The organism is Planomicrobium sp. CPCC 101079 (genome assembly GCF_007859275.1).
GTDB lineage: Bacteria > Bacillota > Bacilli > Bacillales_A > Planococcaceae > Planococcus.
This window is the reverse complement of the sequence record NZ_VOHC01000009.1, coordinates 1-23735: the sequence shown is the minus strand read 5'-3', so window position 1 is coordinate 23735 and position 23735 is coordinate 1. Positions and strand designations below refer to the sequence as shown.

Sequence of the window (23735 nt, the reverse complement as noted above, 5' to 3'; positions counted from 1 at the left end):
GCCTACCTCCCTTTTGTCTCGAGTTTCTGCACGGCTCTTCCTCGTTTGTAACCAAGCAAATGGAAGCCGAACGGCTGTTCAAAGCCGTCCGATTCCAAAGTTTATCAATCAATTGTTCCAACAGGCGCTTCTTTGTCTGCAATTGGCAAGATGTTCAATGAATCAGCTGGCTGAAGGTCATCTTCTTCGTCCAAATCACGCAATTCAATTTCTTCATCATCAATTGTCAGCATTTTAACGTCCATACCTAAACTTTGAAGTTCTTTGATCAATACTTTGAATGATTCTGGAACACTTGGTTCTGGTACGCTTTCGCCTTTGACAATAGCTTCATATGTTTTAACACGACCAACCACATCATCCGACTTGACCGTTAAGATTTCCTGAAGGGTATGGGCAGCACCATAAGCTTCGAGTGCCCATACTTCCATTTCACCAAAACGCTGTCCGCCGAATTGGGCTTTACCGCCAAGAGGCTGTTGAGTAACAAGAGAGTAAGGACCAGTTGAACGGGCGTGCAACTTATCGTCAACCATGTGCGCAAGTTTGATCATGTACATGATCCCTACTGAGACACGGTTGTCGAACGCTTCACCGGAACGGCCGTCATAAAGAACGGTTTTCCCGTCACGCGACATTCCTGCTTCTTCCATTGTCCCCCAAACATCTTCTTCATTGGCACCATCAAATACTGAAGATGCCATATGAATTCCAAGTGAACGGGAAGCCATACCTAAATGCAGCTCCAATACTTGCCCGATGTTCATCCGTGAAGGTACACCAAGCGGGTTAAGCATGATGTCGACAGGAGTTCCATCCGGCATAAACGGCATATCTTCTTCAGGAAGAATGCGCGAAATAACACCTTTGTTACCATGGCGGCCGGCCATTTTATCGCCGACTGAAATTTTACGTTTTTGAACGATATAAGCACGAACCAGCTGGTTAACACCTGGCGGCAGCTCATCGCCATCTTCGCGGTTGAAAATCTTCACGTCAAGTACGATACCGCCGGCGCCGTGAGGCACACGCAGCGAAGTATCACGCACTTCACGCGCTTTTTCTCCAAAGATTGCATGCAGCAAGCGTTCTTCGGCAGTCAACTCTGTAACTCCCTTAGGAGTAACTTTACCAACTAGAATATCGCCATCTTTAACTTCCGCTCCGACACGGATAATTCCACGGTCATCTAAATTACGAAGCGCATCTTCCCCTACGTTCGGAATATCGCGAGTAATTTCTTCAGGCCCTAGTTTTGTATCGCGTGAATCGGATTCGTATTCTTCAATATGGACAGATGTGTAAACATCATCTTTAACAAGACGTTCGCTCATGATGATCGCATCTTCATAGTTAAAGCCATCCCAAGTCATGAAGGCTACTAGTACGTTACGCCCTAATGCCATTTCGCCCCGTTCCATTGAAGGACCATCCGCTAAAATATCACGTTTTGACACACGGTCGCCCACTTTTACAATCGGGCGTTGGTTATAGCTGGTTCCTTGGTTAGAACGGACAAACTTTTGCAGTTTGTATGTGGTTACGTCGCCTTTTACTTCTTGGCCGTCGATTTCTTCAATGCGGCGGACCTTGATTTCTTTGGCTTCTACAGATTCCACAATACCTTCGTATTTAGCGATTACCGCTGCTCCTGAGTCGCGTGCTGCAAGGTGCTCCATACCTGTACCTACGAAAGGCGCTTCAGGATTCAACAATGGAACAGCTTGACGCTGCATGTTCGCTCCCATCAATGCCCGGTTGGAGTCATCGTTTTCAAGGAACGGGATACATGCTGTTGCTACAGAAACAACTTGCTTTGGAGAAACGTCCATATAGTCGACGCTGCTGCGTTTATAGACAGTGTTTTCACCACGGAAACGAGCAACAACTTCTTCCTCAACAAATGAACCATCTGGGTTCAATCTTGAATTGGCCTGCGCCACTACATAGTTGTCTTCTTCATCAGCTGTCAAATAATCGATGTGTTCTGTTACAATGCCGGTTTCAGGATCTACACGCCGGTATGGCGTTTCAATAAAACCGAATTTATTCACTTTCGCAAATGTTGAAAGCGTATTGATCAAACCGATGTTCGGGCCCTCAGGCGTTTCAATCGGGCACATACGGCCATAATGGGAATAGTGAACGTCACGAACTTCAAATCCTGCGCGCTCACGCGTTAAACCACCAGGTCCAAGCGCCGATAAACGGCGTTTGTGCGTCAATTCAGCTAATGGGTTTGTTTGATCCATAAACTGGGAAAGCTGAGAACTACCGAAGAACTCTTTGATTGATGCAATAACTGGACGGATATTGATCAATTGCTGTGGCACGATTGCTTGCGTGTCGTTAATTGACATGCGCTCGCGTACTACACGTTCCATACGGGATAAACCGATGCGGAACTGGTTTTGCAATAGCTCCCCTACCGAACGAAGGCGACGGTTACCAAGGTGATCGATGTCATCTGTGTTTCCAACACCATAAAGCAGGTTAAAGAAGTAACTAATAGAAGAAATAATGTCAGCTGTTGTTACGTGTTTAATGGCATCTTCTACGTAAGCATTGCTAATCACAGTGATTTCTTTTTGGTTTTCGTCATTTGGAGCAAAGATTTTAACCGATTGAAGTGTGACGTCTCCTTCAAGAACACCGTTTACCGGGTTTACTGTATGGAAACCTACTCCACTTTCCAAGTTAGGAATCAAGCGATCCAAAACTCGGCGGTCGATTAAAGTGCCAGCTTCCACCAAAATTTCGCCTGTTTCAGGGTCAACCAATGTTTCAGCAATGGTTTGGTTGAAAAGACGGTTTTTGATATGAAGCTTTTTGTTCATTTTATAGCGGCCCACATTTGCTAAATCATAGCGTTTCGGGTCGAAGAAACGTGAGTAAAGTAAGCTTTTCGCACTTTCAACCGTTGGTGGTTCACCAGGGCGCAAGCGTTCGTAGATTTCCAGAAGCGCTTTTTCGGTGCTTTCTGTATTGTCTTTTTCCAGCGTGTTCTGAAGGAATTCGTTGTCACCAAGCAAATCAATGATTTCTTGGTCGGTACCAAATCCAAGCGCTCTTAAAAGCACAGTTACAGGCAATTTACGGGTGCGGTCGATTCGGACATACACAACGTCTTTTGCATCTGTTTCATATTCAAGCCACGCACCGCGGTTTGGAATAACCGTGGCTCCAAAGCCTTTTTTACCATTTTTATCTGTTTTGTCATGGAAATAAACACTTGGCGAACGTACCAATTGAGAAACGATAACGCGTTCTGCACCATTGATCACAAAAGTTCCGGTTTCTGTCATTAACGGGAAATCTCCCATAAAGACATCCTGTTCCTTCACTTCGTCCGTTTCTTTGTTGTGAAGACGCACTTTTACACGAAGCGGAGCCGCGTAAGTTACATCTCGTTCCTTAGATTCATCGACTGGATATTTTGGTTCTGCGAGACTGTAATCAACAAACTCGAGCGACAGATTCCCTGTGAAATCTTCAATCGGTGAGATGTCCCGGAACATTTCGCGCAATCCCTCTTCAAGGAACCACTCATAAGACGATGACTGAATTTCAATCAAGTTCGGAAGATCCAGTACTTCACTGATTCTCGAAAAACTTCTGCGTTGACGATGCTGACCGTACTGAACTAGTTGACCTGCCAACTTATTCACCCCTCAATAAAACGATTATAGGTCTTTGCGATTTCCACTAAATAGTGTATGATATCGAAAAGACAAAAAGAAAACGAGACTAATTTTAGCTCATTTTCGGTTAACACGTGATTTGTTCTGTCGCCATGCCATGCCCGAAAAAGGGCAAACGACCTCAAAATAATAATTTTTGCATTTTATTATGATATCACAGGCATTTTGTCAAGTCAAACTTTTCTTGCTTCAAAAATAAAGTAGCCCTTCTTCTTGTCCACTACCTGTACTTCCCCAAAAAGTTCTTCCAACTTCTCCTGCGTCGAAGGAGCTCCCTGCTTTTTTTGGATAACTACCCAAAGAGATCCACCAGCTGCCAATTTACCGAAAGCTTCTTCGTAAAAACGAAAAATCGTTTCTTTTCCTGCGCGGATCGGAGGATTTGTTAAGATGGCTGAAAAATCCGCCTCTTCCACTGAAGCAAGTCCATCACTTTCGTAAACCTTCACATTATGGATTCCGTTTTTTTCTGAATTTTTTTTGGCCAATTCAATTGCACGCGTGTTGACGTCTACCATATGAACTTCTTTTTGAGGATATGCTTTGGCGATTGCCATTCCGATCGGTCCATATCCACACCCAACATCCAACACCGGTCCATCTACTTCCGAATCTTGAAACGCTTCAATCAATAGCCGCGAACCAAAATCCACTTCACCTTTGCTAAAAACGCCTGCGTCTGTATGGAAATGGAATTTCTCGCCTCGCAATGTATACGTCCATTCTCGAGGATTGCTTTTTGTTTGAGGATTTTTGGAATAGTAATGTTGCGACATATGAGGTCCCCCTTACATTAATCCATTTCTAACCATAACTTTAAATTTAAAAAGAAGAAAAGCCCGTCGGTATACACTGACGAGCTTTTCTATCTTTTTATAAATTCTTGAAATTACTTAACTTCTACTGAAGCGCCAACTTCTTCAAGTTTGCCTTTGATTTCTTCTGCTTCTTCTTTAGAAACGCCTTCTTTAAGAGCTTTAGGAGCTTCGTCAACTAGACCTTTTGCTTCTTTCAAGCCAAGACCAGTGATTTCGCGTACTACTTTGATAACTTTGATTTTTTGGTCGCCTGCAGAAGCAAGGACAACGTCAAACTCAGTTTTTTCTTCTTCAGCAGCACCGCCAGCAGCAGCTGCAGCAACAGGAGCAGCAGCAGTTACGCCGAACTCGTCTTCGATTGCTTTTACTAGGTCGTTAAGTTGAAGAACTGTCATTTCTTTGATTGCGTCTAAGATTTGTTCTTGTGTCATTATAATTTCCTCCTATAGATTAGGTAATTTTTTTTGTGTAGCTTAACCGGCTAACTTATTAAGCGCCTTGTTCTTCTTTTGAGTCTGCAACTGCTTTTGTAATAGCAGCAAAGTTGCGGACTGGGGCTTGAAGTACGCTGAGTAGCATAGAAAGTAGGCCTTCGCGTGATGGAAGTTCCGCCAACGCTTTAACCTCGTCTGCTGATGCGATCGCGCCTTCAATAACACCTGCTTTAATCTCAAGTGCTTCGTTCTTTTTAGCGAAATCGTTGATGATTTTCGCTGGTGCTACTACATCTTCGTTTGAAAATGCAATGGCGTTTGGACCTACAAAGTGTTCGTTGATCGCTTCAAGTCCATGCATTTCTGTTGCGCGGCGAGTCATTGAGTTTTTGTATACTTTAAACTCAATTCCTGCTTCACGAAGCTGTTTACGAAGTTCTGTAAGTTGGGCAACGTTCAATCCACGATAATCAACAACTACAACCGAAGCTGCAGCACCGAATTTATCAGCGATTGTTTGTACGACAACTTTTTTCGTTTCAACTGCTTTGCTCATTTTGGCACCTCCTGTAGATTTTTTCACTTATACCGTTTCAAAACACAAGAAAAGCCTCTGGTCTTTTAACAGACACAGAGGCATAAAGTCAGCATCAAAAAGATGTTTACTGAATTCATCATGTCCTCGGCAGGGATAAATTAAGCGGCTAGCGCCCCTGCTGTCTGCGGTACAAATGGATATTTCACAACTTCGCTATTATAGCAAAGAAGAAATAAAATGTCAATAAATTATTTAGCGACTACAGTGTTAGTGTCTACTTTAACAGCAGGTCCCATTGTAGTTGTAACATTCAACGACTTCATGTAAGTACCTTTAGCAGCCGATGGCTTCGCTTTTTGCACTACGTCGAAGATTGCCGCTAAGTTCTCAGCTAGTTTGCTGTCATCGAAAGAAACTTTTCCGATTGGAGCATGGATGATACCAGTTTTGTCTGCACGGTATTCCACTTTACCAGCTTTGATTTCTTGAACAGCTTTTGTTACATCAAAAGTAACTGTACCTGTTTTAGGGTTTGGCATTAAGCCTTTTGGTCCTAAAACGCGTCCAAGTTTACCAACTTCACCCATCATATCAGGAGTTGCTACGATCACGTCGAAGTCAAACCATCCTTGTTGGATTTTTTGGATATATTCAGCATCGCCAACATAGTCAGCGCCTGCAGCTTCAGCTTCTTTAAGTTTTTCGCCTTTAGCGAAAACCAATACGCTTTGAGTTTTACCAGTACCGTTTGGAAGCACAACCGCCCCACGGATTTGCTGGTCGTTCTTACGCGTATCAATTCCAAGACGGAAAGCTACTTCTACTGTTGCGTCAAAGTTAACTGTGCTAGTTTTTTTCGCAAGTTCGATCGCTTCTGTTGCGTTGTAAAGTTTTGAACGGTCGATCAGTTTTGCTGCTTCTTGCAGCTTTTTGCTTGTTTTAGCCATTTTAAACGTCCTCCTTGTTGTGGTCTAACGGTGTAAGCCTCCCACGATTAAGGGCTGCGTTGTTCACTATCGAACTCAACGCAACCCATCCAAAAACAACTACTAATAATTAGTCTTCGATTGTAATGCCCATGCTGCGAGCAGTACCTTCAACCATCAACATTGCAGCTTCAACTGAAGCGGCATTTAGATCTGGCATTTTAGTTTCTGCGATTTCGCGAACTTGATCGCGTTTCACAGTCGCTACTTTATTGCGGTTCGGTTCGCCTGAACCTGACTCGATACCAGCTGCTTTTTTCAAAAGAACTGCAGCGGGTGGAGTTTTCGTAATGAAAGTAAATGAACGGTCTTCAAATACTGAAATCTCAACTGGAATGATAAGTCCTGCTTGTTCTGCAGTACGCGCGTTGAATTCTTTACAGAAGCCCATGATGTTAACACCTGCTTGACCCAATGCTGGACCAACCGGTGGTGCTGGATTTGCTTTTGCTGCAGGGATCTGCAATTTTACAACTTTAATAACTTTTTTAGCCACGAAACACACCTCCTTAAGTCCGTGATGTGGTAATAGGGTTTCCCCTCCCACTCAATATCCGTCTATCAATCAGGTTGATAGAATTAGTTAAAATGTTCAGATGGTACTCTGACAGTCTGACCTATGAAATAATAACACTGATGAAACAGAATAGCAAGCGATTTTTATCCCATTTTAACGGGCAGTAAGACTTCTGCCTTTTCAAGCGGAAGTCTACTGACCGTAAAAACCCGATTGGATCAACTGATATTCGGCGGGGAATGATGTCCTGCTGAATGTTAGTTTCTCTTTATACCTTCTGAACTTGCTCGAAATCGAGTTCCATTTTTGTTTCCCGGCCAAAGATATCAATCGACACTTTGACTTTGCCTTTTGTCTCATCGATTTCTTCCACTTTGCCTTGGAAGTTGGCAAACGGCCCTTCCATTACTTCAACCGTATCACTAACCGCAAAGTCGATATCGAGCTTGCGGCCTGCCATGCCCATTTGCTTCAAGATGAATTCAACTTCTTCATCTAAAAGAGGAGTCGGTTTTGCACCGCCGCCTGATGAACCGATAAAGCCAGTAACCCCTGGCGTATTCCGGACTACGTACCAAGATTCATCCGTCATAATCAATTCAACCAACACGTATCCCGGGAAAGTTTTGCGCATTACTGTACGTTTTTTGCCGTCTTTGAAATCTGTTTCTTGCTCTTCCGGAATGATGACGCGAAAAATCTTGTCTTGCATGCCCATTGTTTCGACACGTTTTTCCAAGTTCGCTTTTACTTTATTTTCATATCCAGAGTAAGTATGGACTACATACCAATTTTTCTCCATAATCGCGCGGACTAGACGTCCATCCCTCCTTTTTTCCAAATTAAAAAACCCGTTCGAATAGAATGACGGGCTATTTTTATTCGTTATTCTTGTTGGCTTAAAGTGCTAAGAACCAGCGGATCAATTCTGAAATGCCTGCATCAACCGCGGCAAAGAAAAGAGCCATGAAGATACATGTTGATAAAACAACGATGGTGTAGCGTGTTAACTCTTTGCGTTTTGGCCAGCTGACTTTTCTCATTTCTGAAAGAACATTATTGAAGAACCCACCAATGTTACCCATTATTTAAAAAACCTCCGAATTTCAAAATCACTCTATATCGTCCGGCATTCAAGTAAAATTCATATCGTTTGTTTATGCACGGTGTGCTCATTGCAATGAGCACAGAATTTTTTGAGTTCCAAACGGGTGCTAGGCTCTGCTTTCGCTGGAACCGTATAATTGCGTGATGCACACTTCGAGCAGCTTAAAACGATTTTTTTAGCCATTTCCCTCATCCTATTCGAGTTTGCAGCTTTTTCAAGGGTATCACCTTAAAACTAACCTGTCAACCGCACCTCAAGAGGTGCCTGTCTCATTCGCCTGCAGATGGCGCTCCAACTTCCGCTTGACCCGCTGCAATGCATTATCGATTGATTTGACATGCCGGCCCAATTTCTCTGATATTTCCTGATAGGATTGGCCGTCCAAATAAAAAGTTAATACCTCGCGTTCGAAATCACTTAACACTTCACCCATCTTCTCTTCCATGTACAGAAACTCTTCATTATTAATCATTAACTCTTCCGGATCGTCTATAGCGTTCCCCGTCAGCACATCCATTAACGTACGATCGGATTCTTCATCGTAAATAGGTTTATCGAGCGATACATAAGAATTCAACGGAATATGTTTTTGTCTTGTCGCAGTTTTAATGGCCGTGATGATCTGCCGGATGATGCATAGTTCAGCAAATGCACGGAACGAAGACAATTTGTCGCTCCGAAAATCACGGATTGCTTTGTACAGGCCAATCATGCCTTCTTGTATGATGTCTTCTTTATCAGCACCAATCAAGAAATAAGAACGGGCTTTCATGCGTACGAAATGCCGAAACTTCGTGATTAAAAAATCCAAGGCCTCAGTATTTCCGCTGTGGACTAAACTAACAAGTTCTTCATCTGTCATTTCGGTAAAGCGTTGGGGTTGAACTTGCTCATGATTTCCCACGGGTATCCCTCCGGTTGCGCGAGCCTCTTAAACACAAGTATACAGGAAGAAAATTTTGAGCGTCAACCGTTCATTTTTGTCCACGTCTCCATTTTTCGAAAATTTCTTCAACTTCATCGGTCAATGGAATTTTGGATGACGCCCGTTGCTCTTGGATTTCTTTTACTCTTTTTGTTATTTTTCTTTGGATTTCTTCCATTTCAATTTCTAACTCACGTGCGGAAATACGCAATGCGCCTTTGGCAAAAATCACCGATTGCTCCGTTGAATCGGAAGTCGCGACATGGATTTGGTCGCGCCGTGTTTTCAAGCTCGACGCAAGTTTTTCAATCCGCTCATCCGCTGTTTCACTTTCCCTTGTGAAAATGATTTCAACGTCATGATGCTTGTTTTTTGCTTCAATTCCAGGTACAAGATGAGCGTCAAATACAACGATGACGCGCCACCCTTTAAAGCTTCGATACTCGGCCATCTGTTCAATCAGACGGTCTCTGGCATCTGCTAATTTGTCCTTTTTTAACTCTTTCAGCTCCATCCAATCACCAATGATATTGTATCCATCAACCAGCAGAATATTCATGGTCTTTACCCTTATCCAAGCGGATGGCGCTTTCTGTAAACTTCATACATTAAGAGGCTTGCAGCCACTGATGCGTTTAGCGATGTCACATACCCAACCATTGGCAACTGGTAAAGGAAATCGCATTTATCCCGCAAAACCCGGCTCATGCCTTTTCCTTCGCTGCCTATGATGACAGCTAACGGAAGCGCAGCATCCATCTGCCGGTAATCCATCGATTCTTTTGCATCTGTTCCAGCAACCCAAACGCCGCGTTTTTTTAATTCGTCTACCGTCTGAGATAAGTTCGTGACACGCACTACTGGAATGTGCTCGATTGCACCGGTTGAAGCTTTTGCAACAACCGCTGTCAAGCCAACAGCGCGCCGCTTTGGAATGATCAGCCCGTGGGCGCCAACCGCATCGGCTGTCCGCATAATAGATCCGAGGTTATGCGGATCTTCCAATTCATCTAAAATTAAGAAGAACGGGTCTTCTGACCGTGAACTTGCCACCTTGAACAAATCATCAAGCTCTGCATAGTTGTAAGCAGCAACCGCTGCTGCAATGCCTTGATGATTCGAGTCAGTTAACCCGTCAATTTTTTTCTTCGGCACGAACTGGACTAAAACTCCTTTATCTTTTGCCAGCTGCAGCAATTCCGTAATGCCTTTTTTCTGGACGCCTTCAGCAATCCAGATTTTGTTGATATCCCGGTCTGCACGAAGCGCTTCAAGCACCGGGTTCTTGCCGCCAATAATTTCTGGTACTGTTTCTTCGCTCATTTGATCACTCCTCTCAGCTCTTCTACGATGGCAATCGAGTATGAAACGATTTCGTGGAGCCGTGCTTGTTGTTCTTTCAAGTACAACCAGCCGAGCACCGCTTCAAATGCAGTGCTGAAGTTGTAAGTTTGAACGTCTGTGTTCTTCGGCACACTGCCTGACTTGGCATTGCGTCCTCTTCTCATGACCGCTAGCTCTTCTTCTGTCAAAAACTCTTCTTCCGTCAGCCGCTTCAGTACCATTGCTTGTGCTTTTGCTGACACAAATGAGGTTGACTGCCGATGCAGCATATTCGGTTTGACATGGCCTGAACGCAGCAAGTGCTCGCGCACGGCTTGTTCAAAAACTGCATCACCCATATAAGCGAGGGCCAGTGCATTCAACTGGTCAACGTCCCTATTTCGTAAAACGTTCACCTTATTACCCCCTCTTCCAGCGCGTGCCTTGTGCAGTATCTTCCAAGATAATGTTTTTTTCTTTAAACAAATCACGGATTTCATCCGCTCTTGCAAAATCACGGTTTTTGCGGGCTTCAATGCGTTCTTGAAGCAAAGCCTCTACTTCTGCATCAAGCAATTCCTCTTCTTGTTTGAAGGGTACGCCCAAAACTGCAACTAATTCATCAAAAGTCTGAATAAATGCTTGGATCACGTTTGTCGACGTCTGCTTTTCCATCAGATACGTGTTTGACAGGCGCGACAAATCAAAAACTTTTGAGATGGCGTTCGCTGTATTGAAGTCATCATCCATCGTATCGACAAATTCATTTTTGATTTCTTCGATTTTCGATAGCCAAATATCTGAATGGTCACCGAGGTCAGCTGATGCACGTAGACGGTGTTTTAAATTGCTGTAAGCAGTACGCAAACGATCAAGCCCAGCACGAGCGTCTTCCACCAATTCTCGTGAATAATTGATTGGATGGCGATAGTGGACCGACAACATAAAGAACCGCAGGACTTGCGGATCCAGCTCTTTCAAAATATCGTTAACCAGTACAAAGTTGTTCAATGACTTCGACATTTTTTCATTGTCAATATTTATATACCCATTATGCATCCAATAACGTGCAAAAGTTTTTCCTGTCAACGCTTCGGATTGAGCAATTTCGTTTTCATGGTGCGGGAATGTTAAATCTTGCCCACCAGCATGGATATCAATTGTATCGCCTAAATGCTCGCGCGCCATCACGGAGCACTCGATATGCCACCCTGGGCGCCCTTTGCCCCATGGGCTTTCCCAGAAAATTTCATTTGGCTTGGCTGCTTTCCACAACGCAAAGTCCAGCTCGTCTTCTTTTTTATCGCCGGTTTCAATGCGGGCGCCAATTTTCAGTTCATCGACTGATTGATGCGACAGCTTGCCGTAACCTTCAAATTTGCGCGTCCGGTAATAGACGTCTCCTTGCGATTCGTAAGCAAAGCCTTTTTCAATCAGCGCTTCGATAAATTCGATGATTTGCGGCATGTGGTCCATAACGCGCGGGTGAATATCTGCTTCCTCGCAGCCAAGCGCTTTTGTGTCTTCAAAATACGCATGGATAAATCGTTCCGCAATTTGCGGTACTTCTTCACCCAATTCGTTAGCGGCTTTGATCAATTTATCATCCACATCCGTAAAGTTGGACACATACGTAACGTCATACCCTCTGTATTCCAAATGGCGGCGAACCGTATCGTAGACAATGACTGGCCGCGCATTGCCGATATGAATATAATTGTAAACGGTTGGGCCGCACACATACATCTTTACTTTTCCTTCTTCTAATGGAATAAACGCTTCTTTTTCGCGTGATAATGAGTTGAATAGTTGTATGCTCATAATAGCTTCCCTTCTTCCTTCTTAGCTTTTCTCAACAATTCGACTTCCCTCTGCAATTGAGCCAGTTTGAACTCCATCGCTTCTACTTTATCCATAATTGGATCCGGCAAATCTTGATGGTTCAAATCCGGTTTTACTTTTATGCCGTCTTTGATGACGACCTTGCCAGGAATTCCAACGACAGTCGAATTGGCGGGTACATTTTTTAATACAACTGAACCTGCTCCAACTTTCGAATTGGCGCCAATTGTAATTGATCCCAATACTTTTGCGCCTGTCGCAACAAGGACATTGTCTTCAAGGGTTGGATGGCGTTTCCCCTTTTCTTTTCCCGTACCGCCAAGTGTCACTCCTTGGTATAGTGTGACGTTGTCGCCGATTTCACAGGTCTCACCAATCACGACACCCATGCCATGGTCGATAAAGAACCGGCGGCCAATGACCGCTCCCGGATGAATTTCAATGCCCGTGAAAAAGCGGCTGATTTGAGAAATAACACGAGCTAAGAAAAACCAGTTCTTTTTAAAAAAGAGGTGCGCGATGCGGTGCGCCCAAATGGCATGCAATCCCGAATAAGTCAACATCACTTCAAAATAACTGCGGGCCGCCGGATCTTGTTCAAAGATAACATCTATGTCGTCTTTTATTCTTTTCCACATGCTGCTCAGCTCCTTTCTCTGCCAAAATAAAAAGCGCCCCTGTCATTAGCATGACAGAGACGCATAGTTGCGCGGTTCCACTCTGATTAAAAGGGACTGGTCCCTCTTCTCTCGAACACCTTTAACGCAGGCAATACGTCTGGTCTACTCGATTCGACTCAGCACTCAGAGAGGCATTTCTATGCTGCAGGGGCGCGGATCACTTTCAGCCGATGATGACCCTCTCTTTTGCGCATGCTACATATACTTCTTCTCGTCAACGATTTCGTAATGGTAAATTTATTGTACACTTTTTAAGTTATAAGTCAATCTTATGCTTTTGCGAAACCAACTACGCGGGCAATCGTTTTTTCTTTTCCTAAAAGAGCGATTGAATCCGGCAGTTCCGGACCGTGCGTTTGCCCTGTCGTTACAACTCGGATTGGCATGAATAAATTCTTGCCTTTGTGTCCTGTCGCTTTTTGGACAGCTTTAATAGCCGCTTTGATTTCTGCAGGTTCGAACGTTTCAAGTGCTTCAAGCTGTTCTTTGAATGAAGCCATGACTTCCGGTACTTGTTCGCCGGCAAGCACCTCTTGCTCCGCTTCCCCATATGTCAACTCATCAGCAAAGAATAGTTCCGAGAGCTCTGTGATTTCTGCACCAAAGCTCAATTGGTCATGGTACAACGCAATTAATTTGTTTGCCCATTCAGCTTGTTCTTCCGTAAGCGTTTCAGGAAGTTTTCCGGCTTTTTGCAAGTGCGGAAGCGCTAATTTCACCACTTCTTCGAGCGGCATTGCTTTGATGTACTGGTTGTTCATCCACGTCAACTTCTGTTTATCAAACATTGAAGGGGATTTCGACAAGCGATTCACATCAAAAATGCGAATCAATTCTTCTTTCGAGAAGATTTCTTCTTCGCCTTCCGGAGACCAGCCCAGGAGCGCGAAGAAATTGAACAATGCTTCTGGAATATAGCCAAGGTCTTTATATTGCGAGATAAACTGAATAATCGATTCGTCGCGTTTCGATAGTTTTTTGCGGTCTTCATTGACAATAAGGGTCATGTGGCCATAAGTTGGGTGTTCCCAGCCTAGCGCGTTGAATACCATTTGCTGCTTCGGTGTATTCGACAAATGCTCTTCCCCGCGGAACACATGGGAAATCTCCATCAAGTGATCGTCGATGACAACAGCGAAGTTGTATGTCGGAATGCCGTTTGTCTTAACCAACACCCAATCCCCAACGTCTTTTGATTCAAATGAAATCGGACCACGCACCAAATCTTCAAACTCATACGTTACGTCAGCCGGCACTTTCATGCGAATGGTATGGGGAAGACCTGCCGCTTCTTTTTCGGCCACTTCTTCTACTGTCAAATTGCGGCACGTTCCGCTGTACTGAGGAGCAGCAATTCCCGCTTCTTTCTGCGCTTCGCGTTCCGCTTCCAATTTTTCAGGCGAGCAGAAGCATTTGAAAGCTGATCCGTTTTCCAGCATTTCCTGTGCATAACCGCTATACAAGTCCAAACGCTCCATTTGGCGGTATGGACCATAATCGCCTCCGATATCAACCGATTCATCATAGTCAATGCCAAGCCATTTCAAGTTGTCGAGTTGTGACAGCTCACCAGCTTCGATATTGCGTTCGATATCCGTGTCTTCAATCCGGACAATAAATTTTCCGTCATTGTGGCGGGCAAATAAATAATTGAATAGCGCTGTGCGGGCTCCGCCGATATGTAAGTGTCCAGTCGGGCTCGGGGCATAGCGTACGCGTACTTGTTGTGTCATGTAGTTTTCCTCCTAAAAAATATCCTTCTGCTATTCTATCACTCTGGAACGTCTAGCGAAAGTGGGCGTTTTACCAGCAAAATGACCGCAAGCGCGGCAATTCCTTCCTCGCGCCCTGTAAAGCCCAAATGCTCCGAAGTGGTAGCTTTAACGTTCACCTGGGAAACGTCTGCTTCAAGCAATCCGGCAATCGACTCTCGCATTTGTTCGATATAAGGAGCCAGTTTCGGCTTTTGTGCGATAACTGTACAATCCACGTTTCCTAGTTCATAGCCTTCACTTTTAACGATTTCCCATATATGGGTTAACAGCTTCTTCGAATCAGCATCTTTAAATTCCGGATCAGTGTCTGGAAAATGCTTGCCAATATCCCCTCCGCCGATTGCACCAAGTGCCGCATCGGTAATAGTGTGAAGCAAGACATCTGCGTCCGAATGCCCGAGCAATCCCCGGTCATGAGGAATATTAATGCCTCCTAAAATAAAAGGTCTTCCTTCTGCTAATTGATGTACATCGTATCCTTGTCCAATTCGCATCATCGTTTTTCCTCCTGTATCCGGCTCTCCAAAATGGCTTTTCCATAAATCAAGTCATCCGGCGTCGTCATTTTTACATTTTCATAAGTACTTTCCACAATCTGTACTGGGTAATTCAAGCGCTCAACGAGCATCGCTTCATCTGTTCCAAGGAAACCATCCTGAACCGCCGTTTTAGCGGCCTTCAATATTAGCTCGTATTTAAAAGCTTGCGGCGTCTGGATAATCCACAATTGATTGCGGTCCACCGTTTCCGTTATCACGCCACCTGTTGCTTTCTTAATCGTGTCTTTAACAGGTACCCCTGCAATAGCAGCACCAGTGGCTTTAGCTGCTTCTACGAGCCGTGCAATCACTTCGCGGTCAATGAACGGGCGCGCCGCATCGTGAACCAATACAATGCTGCAAGGCGGAATCGCTTCAAGACAAGATCTTACACTGTCTTGCCGCTCCATTCCGCCTTCTGCATAGCCATGAACTTTTGTAATTTTATGCTTTTTTACATAGCTATCGATTACCCGGCGTTCATCCTCTTTCACCGCAAGCCAGATTGCATCACAATTTGGATCGTGTTGAAACACTTCCAAAGTATGAAGAAAAATAGGCTTGCCCAGAAGTTCCAGCAATAGCTTATTTTTATTTGCTTTCATCCGTTTCCCGCTTCCGCCAGCAGGCAAGACGACTGTATAGTTCATTTTGCGACATCCTTTACCCATTCATTGAAGCTTGGCGGCCATCTCGCGGTTTTGCGAAAATCATGCGCCCTGCTGAAGTTTGCAATACACTTGTTACAGTAACATCAATTGCCTGTCCGATAAAGCCTTTGCCATCTTCAATGACAATCATCGTACCATCATCCAAGTAAGCAACTCCTTGGTTTTGTTCTTTGCCATCCTTAATGACGACCACATGCATATCTTCCCCCGGAATGACAACCGGTTTCACCGCATTCGCCAAGTCGTTGATGTTCAATACCGGAACATTATGAAGCTCACAGACTTTATTGAGATTGAAGTCATTCGTTACCACTTGACCGCCCATTTTCTTCGCGGCTCTCATCAACTTCAAGTCAACTTCATTAACTTCATCAAAGCTTTCCTCCGTAATCATTATGGCCCCTTCACGCTCGCTTTGTAGGCGCTTCAATATATCCAAGCCCCGACGGCCGCGCGTCCGTTTTAGCGTATCGGACGAATCCGCAATATGCTGCAACTCAGATAGGACGAATTGTGGAACGACAAACGTTCCTTCCATAAAACCGGTAGCTGAAATATCGGCAATCCGACCGTCGATAATGACACTCGTATCAAGCAATTTATAAGTGGTTTTTTGAACCGGTTCTTCAACCTCCACTTTTTTGGCTGCTCCTAAACGCTGTGGCGTTAACATCGTCACCATTTCTTCCCTTTTTTGAAAGCCTACCTGAAATCCTAAATAACCAAGCACAACCGATAAAACAATTGGCGCTGCAGTAGCAACCACTGGTATATCAATGGTACTTAAAGCAAAGCCGATCAAAAATGCAACAACCAAACCTAAAATTAACCCAACCGTCCCAAAAAGTAAATCTGGGGTTGGGGCATGTAATAACTTTTCTTCCATCCATTTCATAAATTTGACGATTGAATCTGCAAACAAAAGAGATAATAAAAAGAAAACGATGGCTCCGATCAAAGCAGCTACAATAGCATTATTGCTCCACGGGTTGTCAAGAAAAGGGATAAGTTCAAAAACATAAGGTAAAAATATAATTCCGACAGTAGCGCCAATCAATAAAAATAAAATCTGGATAATTCTCCTTAACATGTGCTCCACCTCCTTTTGCTAATTATACACTGTTTGTGTAGGAAACGCCTTTGTGACCCTTATTAGTACTCAGAACAAAGGAAAAGGAGGCGAAATCGCCTCCTTACTGTTGTGGAAATATCTCTCGTAATGCATCGTTGACATTTTCAACGCCGACTACGCGTATGCCTTCAGGATAATCCCAGCCCCCTAAATTGGAAGCCGGTACAATCGCCCGTTTAAATCCAAGCTTCGCCGCCTCTTGGACGCGTTGTTCAATCCGTGATACACGACGAATTTCGCCTGTCAATCCCACTTCTCCGACAATACAGTCGTAAACATTCGGCGCAGTATCCCGGAAACTCGATACAATGCTTGCAAGCACAGCAAGATCGATTGCCGGCTCATCAAGCTTCACGCCCCCTGCAACTTTGATATAGGCATCCTGCGATTGAAGCAGCATACCAACCCGTTTTTCCAATACAGCCATTAAAAGTGAAACACGGTTTTGGTCAATCCCTGTCGCCATACGCTTCGGATAATTAAAGCTTGAAGGCGTCACCAATGCTTGGATTTCAACAAGGATTGGACGCGTACCTTCCATCGATGCCACAACCGTCGAACCTGCAGCTCCACTCGAGCGCTCTTGCAAGAATAGTTCTGACGGATTCAACACTTCTTTTAATCCGCTTTGCAGCATCTCGAAAATGGCAATTTCATTGGTCGAACCAAACCGGTTTTTCACGCTCCGCAAAATCCGATACGTATGATGGCGCTCGCCTTCAAAATACAGCACCGTATCCACCATATGCTCAAGAATACGTGGTCCAGCAATTTGCCCTTCTTTGGTTACATGGCCCACTAGAAATATAGCAATGTTCTTTGTCTTTGCAATACGCATTAATTCGGCCGTACTTTCTCGCACCTGCGTAACACTGCCTGGTGCTGATGTTACCTCCGGATGGTGGACCGTTTGGATTGAATCGACAATCACAAAATCTGGAGCCACTTCTTCAATCGTATGATGGATCAATTCCAAATTCGTCTCCGCATAAATGAACAATTCCGAGGAAGATGCATCCAATCGCTCAGCACGAAGTTTTGTTTGCCGGATGGATTCTTCACCAGAAATATATAAAACGCGGCTGCCGCTGTTAGCAAGCATAGCTGACACTTGCAGCAACAGCGTCGATTTCCCTATTCCTGGGTCTCCACCTATCAATACCAGAGAACCTGGCACAATACCGCCGCCAAGAACCCGGTTCAATTCACCAAGTTTCGTCTCTACCCGCGGCTCCTGCTGGGTTTCAATTGAATTGATTGGCGTCGCTTTTTGCGCCACAGTCGCCGAATGTTGAAAAGCTCCGCGCGTCCCTTTAGGCGCTGCCACTTCCACTTCTTCTATCATCGTATTCCATGCACCGCAGCCCGGACATTTTCCCATCCATTTAGCCGATTCATAGCCGCATGATTGGCACATAAACTTTGTTTTCTTCTTAGCCATACGGACCTCCTATTTCTAATAAAAAACCGCCCGCCGGAAATCCGGCGAGCGGAACGCCCTTACTTACTTCTTCTGCAATTCTACAGTAGGTTGGTCTGTGCGGACAATAAATTCCCCATCTTCTACATCAAATATAATGTGCTGGCCAGCTAGTGCTGTACCTTTCAGCAATTCTTCAGACAGACGATCTTCAACGTATTTTTGAAGAGCCCGGCGCAATGGTCGTGCCCCGTACTCTGGATCATATCCTTCATTCGCCACTTTATCAAGAGCCGCTTCAGTCAATTCCAAATCAATATCCTGCTCTTTCAAACGATCAGTCAATTGTTTTGTCATTAACGTTACAATCTCACGCAAGTTTTCTTTTTCAAGCGAGTGGAAGACGATCATATCATCAATACGGTTCAAGAATTCTGGACGGAACGCTTTTTTCAATTCAGCAAGCATCTTGTCTTTCATATCTTTATAGTCAGTTTTTGCATCTTCCAAGTTAAAGCCAACGTATTTATTGTATTTCAACTCTTCCGCACCAACGTTTGAAGTCATAATGATGACAGTATTACGGAAGTCGACTCTGCGTCCTTTCGAATCAGTCAAGCGGCCATCTTCAAGAACTTGAAGCAAGATGTTGAAGACATCCGGATGAGCTTTTTCAATTTCATCAAGCAAGATAACTGAATATGGTTTACGGCGAACTTTTTCAGTTAATTGGCCGCCTTCTTCATAACCAACATATCCTGGAGGTGAACCAACAAGACGTGAAGTTGAATGTCTTTCCATATACTCGGACATATCAATACGAATCATCGCATCTTCATCGCCGAACATGGATTCAGCAAGAGCACGAGCCAATTCTGTTTTACCAACACCAGTTGGTCCGAGGAAGATAAATGAACCGATTGGACGTTTTGGATCCTTCAATCCAGCGCGTGCACGGCGAATTGCTTTTGAAATCGAAGTGACTGCTTCTTCTTGACCAATAACACGGCCATGGAGAATTTGTTCCAGGTTCAACAGTTTATCGGACTCTGTTTGCGCAAGCTTGGAAACTGGAATCCCAGTCCACATAGAAACCACTTTCGCAATGTCTTCTACGGTAACTTGCGATTCTTCTTTGCCTTGCTTTTCTTTCCATTCTTTTTTCGTTTTCTCTAGTTGATCTTTTAGTTTCTGTTCAACATCTCGAAGAGAAGCTGCTTTTTCAAACTCTTGGCTTTGCACGGCTTCGTTTTTCTCGTGGCGTGCAGCTTCAAGTCTTGCTTCCAATTCTTTTAAATCAGGTGGAGTTGTGTAAGAGCGAAGTCTCACTTTAGAACCCGCTTCATCGATCAAATCGATTGCTTTATCTGGCAAGAACCGATCAGAGATATAGCGGTCAGACATTTTCGCTGCTGCTTCAATCGCTTCGTCAGTGATTTTCACACGGTGATGGGCTTCATAGCGGTCGCGCAATCCTTTAATAATAAGAATTGATTCTTCAACCGTTGGCTCATCTACTTGAATTGGTTGGAAACGGCGTTCAAGAGCTGCATCTTTCTCAATGTATTTACGGTACTCATCAAGTGTTGTTGCACCAATGCATTGCAACTCACCACGAGCTAAAGATGGTTTCAAAATGTTCGACGCATCAATTGCCCCTTCAGCGCCACCTGCCCCAATCAATGTATGAAGTTCATCGATAAAGAGAATAATGTTGCCTGCTTGGCGAATTTCATCCATTACTTTTTTCAAGCGGTCTTCAAATTCACCGCGGTATTTTGTACCAGCAACCACAGTACCCATATCTAGCACCATAACGCGTTTGTCGCGCAATGTTTCTGGTACTTCATTATTGATGATCTGCTGTGCCAATCCTTCAGCAATTGCTGTTTTACCCACACCCGGTTCACCGATCAAAACTGGGTTGTTTTTTGTTCTGCGGCTTAATACTTCAATTACACGTGTGATTTCGTCACTGCGCCCGATAACCGGGTCTAGGCTTCCTTCACGCGCTACTTGAGTCAAATCACGTGCCAAGCCATCCAAAGTTGGTGTATTAGCTGAGGCATTTGGATTGCTGCCAGTAGAAGCTTGTTCATTGCTTCCAAGCAATTGCAACACTTGCTGACGAGCTTTGTTCAAGCTAACGCCCGCATTTCCTAATACGCGTGCAGCAACGCCTTCGCCTTCACGAATCAATGCAAGCAATAAATGCTCTGTGCCAATATAAGAATGGCCTAATTTACGAGATTCATCAACAGACAATTCAATAACTTTTTTCGCTCTTGGCGTATAGTGGACAATCGGTCCTACATTTTTCTCGCCAACACCAACTAGTTCTTTTACGCCTTCTTCGATCAATTGTGTATTCACTTCGATCGCTTCAAGAGCTTTAGCAGCAATGCCGCCGCCTTCACGAATCAGGCCAAGCAAAATATGCTCTGTGCCGATTGATTCATGTTTCATGCGAATTGCTTCTTCTTGAGCTAATTGAAGAACTTTTTGTGCGCGTTGTGTGAATCGGTTGAACATCATAAAAAATCCTCTCCTTCATCATTTAAGCTTTCTTTATTCAAGCGTTCGCGAAATAACTTCGCTCGTGCATAATCTCGTTCTTTTGGCTGCAGTGGCTTATTTGAATATTGCTGTAGAAAAGCAGGTTGCATAAAAATCATCAATTCATTCAATATGGACATGTCCATATCTTTGATCATTTTTAAATCAATACCCAAACGTACGTCTGACAAACACCTTGCAGCTTCTTCTGTTGTCAATAAGCGAGAATAGGTAAGCGTTCCAAGTGACCGGTAAATCCGGTCTTCCAACACTACCGGGGAGTTTTCTTGAATAGCTTCCCGTGCCCGACGTTCTTGCTGGATAATCTGTTCGGTCATATTTTGAAGATCCTTAAGAATTTCATATTCAGATTTCCCAAGGGTAAGTTGATTTGAAATTTGATATACATTCCCAAGTGCTTCACTGCCTTCACCGTAACTCCCTCTCACAACCATACCAAGGCGTGATATAGCGGGAATAATACGGTTGATTTGATGCGACATTGTCAAAGCTGGTAGATGGAGCATCACCGACGCCCTCATTCCAGTCCCCGTGTTCGTCGGGCAACTTGTTAAATAACCAAACTTCTCATGAAACGCATAAGATAAGTGTTTTTCAAGCAGCGAATCGAGTCGATTGGCTACTTGATAAGCTTCTTGCAGATGAAAACCTGACTGTAAACTTTGGATTCGTAAATGGTCTTCTTCATTGACCATAACACTTAACTCTTCATTATCAGATAGCAGAACAGATCCTGAATGCTGACCTCTAGCAAGGTAAGGGCTTATCAAGTGCTTCTCGACCAAGATATCTCGATCTAATTGCGATGTTTCTTGTATATCAATATGAGTAAAGTTATAATCCAATTCTCTGCCTTTGTCCAACAATACCGCTGAAATTGCTTTATCTACTTTCAGCGCTTCATCTTCTGAAAAAGCATATGGAAATTGAAAGTCGCTTAAATTCCGTGCTAATCGGATTCGTGTACTCATCGCAATGTCAACATTCTCCCCCGCATTAGCCATCCAACTGCTCGCTCTTGGTTGAAGGAACCGATCAATTGCCATTAGAGACGCCTCCTTCAAGCTGCGAATTCAATACGCGAATTTCATCTCTTAACTTTGCAGCTTCTTCGAAGTCTTCTTCTTCAATTGATGTCTTCATTTGTTTCCGTAATTCTTCGATTTCTTTTTTTATTTTTAACGTATTCCCATAAGAAGCGGGAATTTTACCGGTATGTTCTGTATTGCCATTATGGAGCCTTTTAAAAATTTCATCGAGTTGCGGTTCAAATGTATCGTAGCAAGAAGCACAACCGAATTTGCCTAACTTTAAAAATTTTGTAAACGTAAATCCACAAGATGGACAAACTGCCACTTCTTTACGAACTGGATTAATCGTTGTTTGTTGAGCAGGAAACCAATTAGATAATAATTGATGAATAGCCATCGGGTCCTGCTCAAAAGCAATATTAATGCTTTGGTTTCCAGCTGCGCAAACATGGCACAAATGGCGTTCGGTCGTTTGCCCTTGCTGTGTTTGTTTCACTATTACTGAAGCAGGACGTTCTCCACATTGATCGCAAATCATCTGATCACCTCTTAAGCGTTAGACTGAAATTTTAATGAGAAAAGCATTGCAATGAGAATCCGGGATCTCACTTCATCTCGAAGAGGCAAAGGCAAAAGCAATGTAGAACGATCAATTGCACTTAGCATCAATTTTGCCTCGCGTTTAGAAACAATTTCTTCGTCTAGCAGTCGAAACACAATGTCTTCTGCCATACTTTGTGTTGCACCTTGTTCTAATCGATCAATAATTTCCGCCAAAACATCTGATTTTTTATGGAGACGAATTCGCTTAATGCGAATATAACCTCCACCTCCCCTTTTACTTTCCACCAAATAGCCGCGGTCAACGGTAAACCTTGTGTTAATAACGTAATTTATTTGAGAAGGGACACATTGAAATTTTTCAGCTACTTCGCTTCTCTTGATTTCAATATGGTCTCTCTCGCTTAATTCGATAACTTGCTTTAAATAACCTTCAATCACATCTGAAATATTCCGCATCGCCTTCACCTCTTCGATACATAATATGTCAAAATTGACTTTGACTATATTTGACTTAATTATACACTAACTATTTTAGAGATTTCAAATAGTACGTTTCGAAAAAGTAGGCTTCAAAAAAAGCTCGAGAAAAGTGCACTCGAGACTATAACTTAAATTATTCTTCTTCAAGCATTCGCTTCATGAAATCTTTTGCATGGCTTGAAATCGATTCAGTTTTTTCTTCTCTGTACTTGGTTTTCCATTTCACACCTTCTCGCCAGATTTCCACTACATCTCCAACTGAAACATCGTGCGTAAAATCAGCTACGGGAAATGTAAACTGATCGTGCTGCTCTTCTATTGAAGTTAATAAAGCTGTTCGTTTATCAATTGTTTCTACTTTATATAATCCTGCTTTCATATTCCTCACCTCATTTTTTGCTTTTCCCTTATTGGGTAATATTCAACCATTTAGGTAAGTAATTGCTAAAAAAAGCTAATGCTTTCTTAGGGAACGCAAAAAAGCCAGAACCTGATCGGTTCTGACTTTTTCGGTATGCCCAGCGACGTCCTACTCTCACAGGGGGAGACCCCCAACTACCATCGGCGCAAAAGAGCTTAACTTCCGTGTTCGGGATGGGAACGGGTGTGGCCTCTTTGCCATCATCACTGGACTCTTGTTAGAGTGCTTGTTCACTCAAAACTGGATACACGAC

The 23735-nt window shown here is 43.7% G+C and carries 25 protein-coding genes, 1 rRNA gene and 2 other annotated features; all 26 genes read right to left on the bottom strand.

All coding sequences use genetic code 11. The features are described 5' to 3' along the window. Positions 1 to 104: 104 nt before the first annotated feature. The 26 genes from rpoB to rrf all read right to left on the bottom strand — a co-directional run bounded on the left by rpoB (position 105) and on the right by rrf (position 23693). Positions 105 to 3659: a DNA-directed RNA polymerase subunit beta gene (gene rpoB, locus FQV28_RS03885; protein WP_146494281.1), complete on the bottom strand. Its 3555-nt coding sequence runs from the start codon at positions 3657 to 3659 to the stop codon at positions 105 to 107. 215 nt (positions 3660 to 3874) lie between these two features. After that, a complete protein-coding gene (locus FQV28_RS03880) occupies positions 3875 to 4477 on the bottom strand; it encodes a class I SAM-dependent methyltransferase (protein ID WP_146494280.1) in 603 nt (200 codons plus the stop codon). 113 nt (positions 4478 to 4590) lie between these two features. Further along, positions 4591 to 4950 carry a 50S ribosomal protein L7/L12 gene (gene rplL, locus FQV28_RS03875; protein ID WP_146494279.1) on the bottom strand — a complete coding sequence of 120 codons (360 nt, stop codon included), beginning with the start codon at positions 4948 to 4950 and terminating at the stop codon, positions 4591 to 4593. Between the two features lie 58 nt (positions 4951 to 5008). Continuing rightward, on the bottom strand, positions 5009 to 5509 hold the full coding sequence (gene rplJ, locus FQV28_RS03870) for a 50S ribosomal protein L10 (protein ID WP_146494278.1): 501 nt from the start codon (positions 5507 to 5509) through the stop codon (positions 5009 to 5011). A gap of 38 nt (positions 5510 to 5547) precedes the next feature. Then, positions 5548 to 5697: a sequence feature (ribosomal protein L10 leader region), on the bottom strand. A gap of 42 nt (positions 5698 to 5739) precedes the next feature. Then, the gene (rplA, locus tag FQV28_RS03865; RefSeq protein WP_146494277.1) at positions 5740 to 6438 is read right to left on the bottom strand and encodes a 50S ribosomal protein L1; all 699 of its coding nucleotides are present in this window, start codon (positions 6436 to 6438) and stop codon (positions 5740 to 5742) included. 109 nt (positions 6439 to 6547) lie between these two features. Then, positions 6548 to 6973 carry a 50S ribosomal protein L11 gene (gene rplK, locus FQV28_RS03860; RefSeq protein WP_052654209.1) on the bottom strand — a complete coding sequence of 142 codons (426 nt, stop codon included), beginning with the start codon at positions 6971 to 6973 and terminating at the stop codon, positions 6548 to 6550. A 289-nt stretch (positions 6974 to 7262) separates the two neighbouring features. Then, entirely contained in the window at positions 7263 to 7796 is a 534-nt protein-coding gene (gene nusG, locus FQV28_RS03855) for a transcription termination/antitermination protein NusG (RefSeq protein ID WP_106534490.1), read from the bottom strand. Positions 7797 to 7893: 97 nt separating this feature from the next. Then, complete coding sequence (gene secE / locus FQV28_RS03850; RefSeq protein WP_146494276.1) at positions 7894 to 8079, bottom strand: preprotein translocase subunit SecE; 186 nt, start codon at positions 8077 to 8079, stop codon at positions 7894 to 7896. A gap of 59 nt (positions 8080 to 8138) precedes the next feature. Further along, a complete protein-coding gene (gene rpmG / locus FQV28_RS03845; protein WP_146494275.1) occupies positions 8139 to 8285 on the bottom strand; it encodes a 50S ribosomal protein L33 in 147 nt (48 codons plus the stop codon). Positions 8286 to 8355: 70 nt separating this feature from the next. Then, positions 8356 to 9006 carry an RNA polymerase sporulation sigma factor SigH gene (sigH, locus tag FQV28_RS03840; protein WP_146494274.1) on the bottom strand — a complete coding sequence of 217 codons (651 nt, stop codon included), beginning with the start codon at positions 9004 to 9006 and terminating at the stop codon, positions 8356 to 8358. A gap of 70 nt (positions 9007 to 9076) precedes the next feature. Beyond that, positions 9077 to 9586: an NYN domain-containing protein gene (locus FQV28_RS03835; protein WP_146494273.1), complete on the bottom strand. Its 510-nt coding sequence runs from the start codon at positions 9584 to 9586 to the stop codon at positions 9077 to 9079. Between the two features lie 11 nt (positions 9587 to 9597). Beyond that, positions 9598 to 10350: a 23S rRNA (guanosine(2251)-2'-O)-methyltransferase RlmB gene (gene rlmB, locus FQV28_RS03830; RefSeq protein WP_146494272.1), complete on the bottom strand. Its 753-nt coding sequence runs from the start codon at positions 10348 to 10350 to the stop codon at positions 9598 to 9600. Then, positions 10347 to 10766: a Mini-ribonuclease 3 gene (locus FQV28_RS03825; RefSeq protein WP_146494271.1), complete on the bottom strand. Its 420-nt coding sequence runs from the start codon at positions 10764 to 10766 to the stop codon at positions 10347 to 10349. The genes rlmB and FQV28_RS03825 overlap by 4 nt, the downstream gene beginning before the upstream one ends. A 4-nt stretch (positions 10767 to 10770) precedes the next feature. Continuing rightward, the gene (gene cysS / locus FQV28_RS03820) at positions 10771 to 12171 is read right to left on the bottom strand and encodes a cysteine--tRNA ligase (RefSeq protein WP_146494270.1); all 1401 of its coding nucleotides are present in this window, start codon (positions 12169 to 12171) and stop codon (positions 10771 to 10773) included. Then, a complete protein-coding gene (gene cysE / locus FQV28_RS03815; protein ID WP_146494269.1) occupies positions 12168 to 12830 on the bottom strand; it encodes a serine O-acetyltransferase in 663 nt (220 codons plus the stop codon). The genes cysS and cysE overlap by 4 nt, the downstream gene beginning before the upstream one ends. Positions 12831 to 12882: 52 nt before the next feature. Next, positions 12883 to 13099: a binding site (T-box leader), on the bottom strand. A gap of 42 nt (positions 13100 to 13141) precedes the next feature. After that, positions 13142 to 14605 carry a glutamate--tRNA ligase gene (gene gltX, locus FQV28_RS03810; RefSeq protein ID WP_146494268.1) on the bottom strand — a complete coding sequence of 488 codons (1464 nt, stop codon included), beginning with the start codon at positions 14603 to 14605 and terminating at the stop codon, positions 13142 to 13144. 38 nt (positions 14606 to 14643) lie between these two features. After that, positions 14644 to 15144: a 2-C-methyl-D-erythritol 2,4-cyclodiphosphate synthase gene (gene ispF / locus FQV28_RS03805; protein ID WP_146494267.1), complete on the bottom strand. Its 501-nt coding sequence runs from the start codon at positions 15142 to 15144 to the stop codon at positions 14644 to 14646. After that, positions 15141 to 15836: a 2-C-methyl-D-erythritol 4-phosphate cytidylyltransferase gene (ispD, locus tag FQV28_RS03800; RefSeq protein WP_146494266.1), complete on the bottom strand. Its 696-nt coding sequence runs from the start codon at positions 15834 to 15836 to the stop codon at positions 15141 to 15143. Before ispD ends, ispF begins: the two co-directional genes overlap by 4 nt. Positions 15837 to 15849: 13 nt before the next feature. Next, on the bottom strand, positions 15850 to 16947 hold the full coding sequence (locus tag FQV28_RS03795) for a PIN/TRAM domain-containing protein (protein ID WP_146494265.1): 1098 nt from the start codon (positions 16945 to 16947) through the stop codon (positions 15850 to 15852). A gap of 103 nt (positions 16948 to 17050) precedes the next feature. After that, positions 17051 to 18430 carry a DNA repair protein RadA gene (radA, locus tag FQV28_RS03790; protein WP_146494264.1) on the bottom strand — a complete coding sequence of 460 codons (1380 nt, stop codon included), beginning with the start codon at positions 18428 to 18430 and terminating at the stop codon, positions 17051 to 17053. Positions 18431 to 18493: 63 nt separating this feature from the next. After that, on the bottom strand, positions 18494 to 20944 hold the full coding sequence (clpC, locus tag FQV28_RS03785) for an ATP-dependent protease ATP-binding subunit ClpC (RefSeq protein ID WP_146494263.1): 2451 nt from the start codon (positions 20942 to 20944) through the stop codon (positions 18494 to 18496). Then, the gene (gene mcsB / locus FQV28_RS03780) at positions 20941 to 22032 is read right to left on the bottom strand and encodes a protein-arginine kinase McsB (RefSeq protein WP_146494262.1); all 1092 of its coding nucleotides are present in this window, start codon (positions 22030 to 22032) and stop codon (positions 20941 to 20943) included. The genes clpC and mcsB overlap by 4 nt, the downstream gene beginning before the upstream one ends. Beyond that, entirely contained in the window at positions 22022 to 22555 is a 534-nt protein-coding gene (locus tag FQV28_RS03775; protein ID WP_146494261.1) for a UvrB/UvrC motif-containing protein, read from the bottom strand. Before FQV28_RS03775 ends, mcsB begins: the two co-directional genes overlap by 11 nt. 11 nt (positions 22556 to 22566) lie before the next feature. After that, positions 22567 to 23037: a CtsR family transcriptional regulator gene (locus FQV28_RS03770; protein WP_146494260.1), complete on the bottom strand. Its 471-nt coding sequence runs from the start codon at positions 23035 to 23037 to the stop codon at positions 22567 to 22569. A 157-nt stretch (positions 23038 to 23194) separates the two neighbouring features. Continuing rightward, complete coding sequence (locus FQV28_RS03765; RefSeq protein ID WP_146494259.1) at positions 23195 to 23440, bottom strand: hypothetical protein; 246 nt, start codon at positions 23438 to 23440, stop codon at positions 23195 to 23197. 137 nt (positions 23441 to 23577) lie between these two features. After that, positions 23578 to 23693: ribosomal RNA gene (rrf, locus tag FQV28_RS03760) — 5S ribosomal RNA — on the bottom strand. Between the last annotated feature and the right edge of the window lie 42 nt (positions 23694 to 23735).

Bases quoted from the DNA above. Each gene is read 5' to 3' on its own strand.
- rplA (WP_146494277.1), bottom strand. From the start codon at position 6,438: ATGGCTAAAACAAGCAAAAAGCTGCAAGAAGCAGCAAAACTGATCGAC.
- FQV28_RS03770 (WP_146494260.1), bottom strand. From the start codon at position 23,037: ATGCGGAATATTTCAGATGTGATTGAAGGTTATTTAAAGCAAGTTATC.
- FQV28_RS03775 (WP_146494261.1), bottom strand. From the start codon at position 22,555: ATGATTTGCGATCAATGTGGAGAACGTCCTGCTTCAGTAATAGTGAAA.
- FQV28_RS03795 (WP_146494265.1), bottom strand. From the start codon at position 16,947: ATGTTAAGGAGAATTATCCAGATTTTATTTTTATTGATTGGCGCTACT.
- radA (WP_146494264.1), bottom strand. From the start codon at position 18,430: ATGGCTAAGAAGAAAACAAAGTTTATGTGCCAATCATGCGGCTATGAA.
- clpC (WP_146494263.1), bottom strand. From the start codon at position 20,944: ATGATGTTCAACCGATTCACACAACGCGCACAAAAAGTTCTTCAATTA.
- rpmG (WP_146494275.1), bottom strand. From the start codon at position 8,285: ATGGCTAAAAAAATCGTTTTAAGCTGCTCGAAGTGTGCATCACGCAAT.
- FQV28_RS03880 (WP_146494280.1), bottom strand. From the start codon at position 4,477: ATGTCGCAACATTACTATTCCAAAAATCCTCAAACAAAAAGCAATCCT.
- ispF (WP_146494267.1), bottom strand. From the start codon at position 15,144: ATGATGCGAATTGGACAAGGATACGATGTACATCAATTAGCAGAAGGA.
- secE (WP_146494276.1), bottom strand. From the start codon at position 8,079: ATGGGTAACATTGGTGGGTTCTTCAATAATGTTCTTTCAGAAATGAGA.
- ispD (WP_146494266.1), bottom strand. From the start codon at position 15,836: ATGAACTATACAGTCGTCTTGCCTGCTGGCGGAAGCGGGAAACGGATG.
- FQV28_RS03765 (WP_146494259.1), bottom strand. From the start codon at position 23,440: ATGAAAGCAGGATTATATAAAGTAGAAACAATTGATAAACGAACAGCT.
- cysE (WP_146494269.1), bottom strand. From the start codon at position 12,830: ATGTGGAAAAGAATAAAAGACGACATAGATGTTATCTTTGAACAAGAT.
- rplJ (WP_146494278.1), bottom strand. From the start codon at position 5,509: ATGAGCAAAGCAGTTGAAACGAAAAAAGTTGTCGTACAAACAATCGCT.
- mcsB (WP_146494262.1), bottom strand. From the start codon at position 22,032: ATGGCAATTGATCGGTTCCTTCAACCAAGAGCGAGCAGTTGGATGGCT.
- rplL (WP_146494279.1), bottom strand. From the start codon at position 4,950: ATGACACAAGAACAAATCTTAGACGCAATCAAAGAAATGACAGTTCTT.
- nusG (WP_106534490.1), bottom strand. From the start codon at position 7,796: ATGGAGAAAAATTGGTATGTAGTCCATACTTACTCTGGATATGAAAAT.
- gltX (WP_146494268.1), bottom strand. From the start codon at position 14,605: ATGACACAACAAGTACGCGTACGCTATGCCCCGAGCCCGACTGGACAC.
- cysS (WP_146494270.1), bottom strand. From the start codon at position 12,171: ATGAGCATACAACTATTCAACTCATTATCACGCGAAAAAGAAGCGTTT.
- FQV28_RS03835 (WP_146494273.1), bottom strand. From the start codon at position 9,586: ATGAATATTCTGCTGGTTGATGGATACAATATCATTGGTGATTGGATG.
- rlmB (WP_146494272.1), bottom strand. From the start codon at position 10,350: ATGAGCGAAGAAACAGTACCAGAAATTATTGGCGGCAAGAACCCGGTG.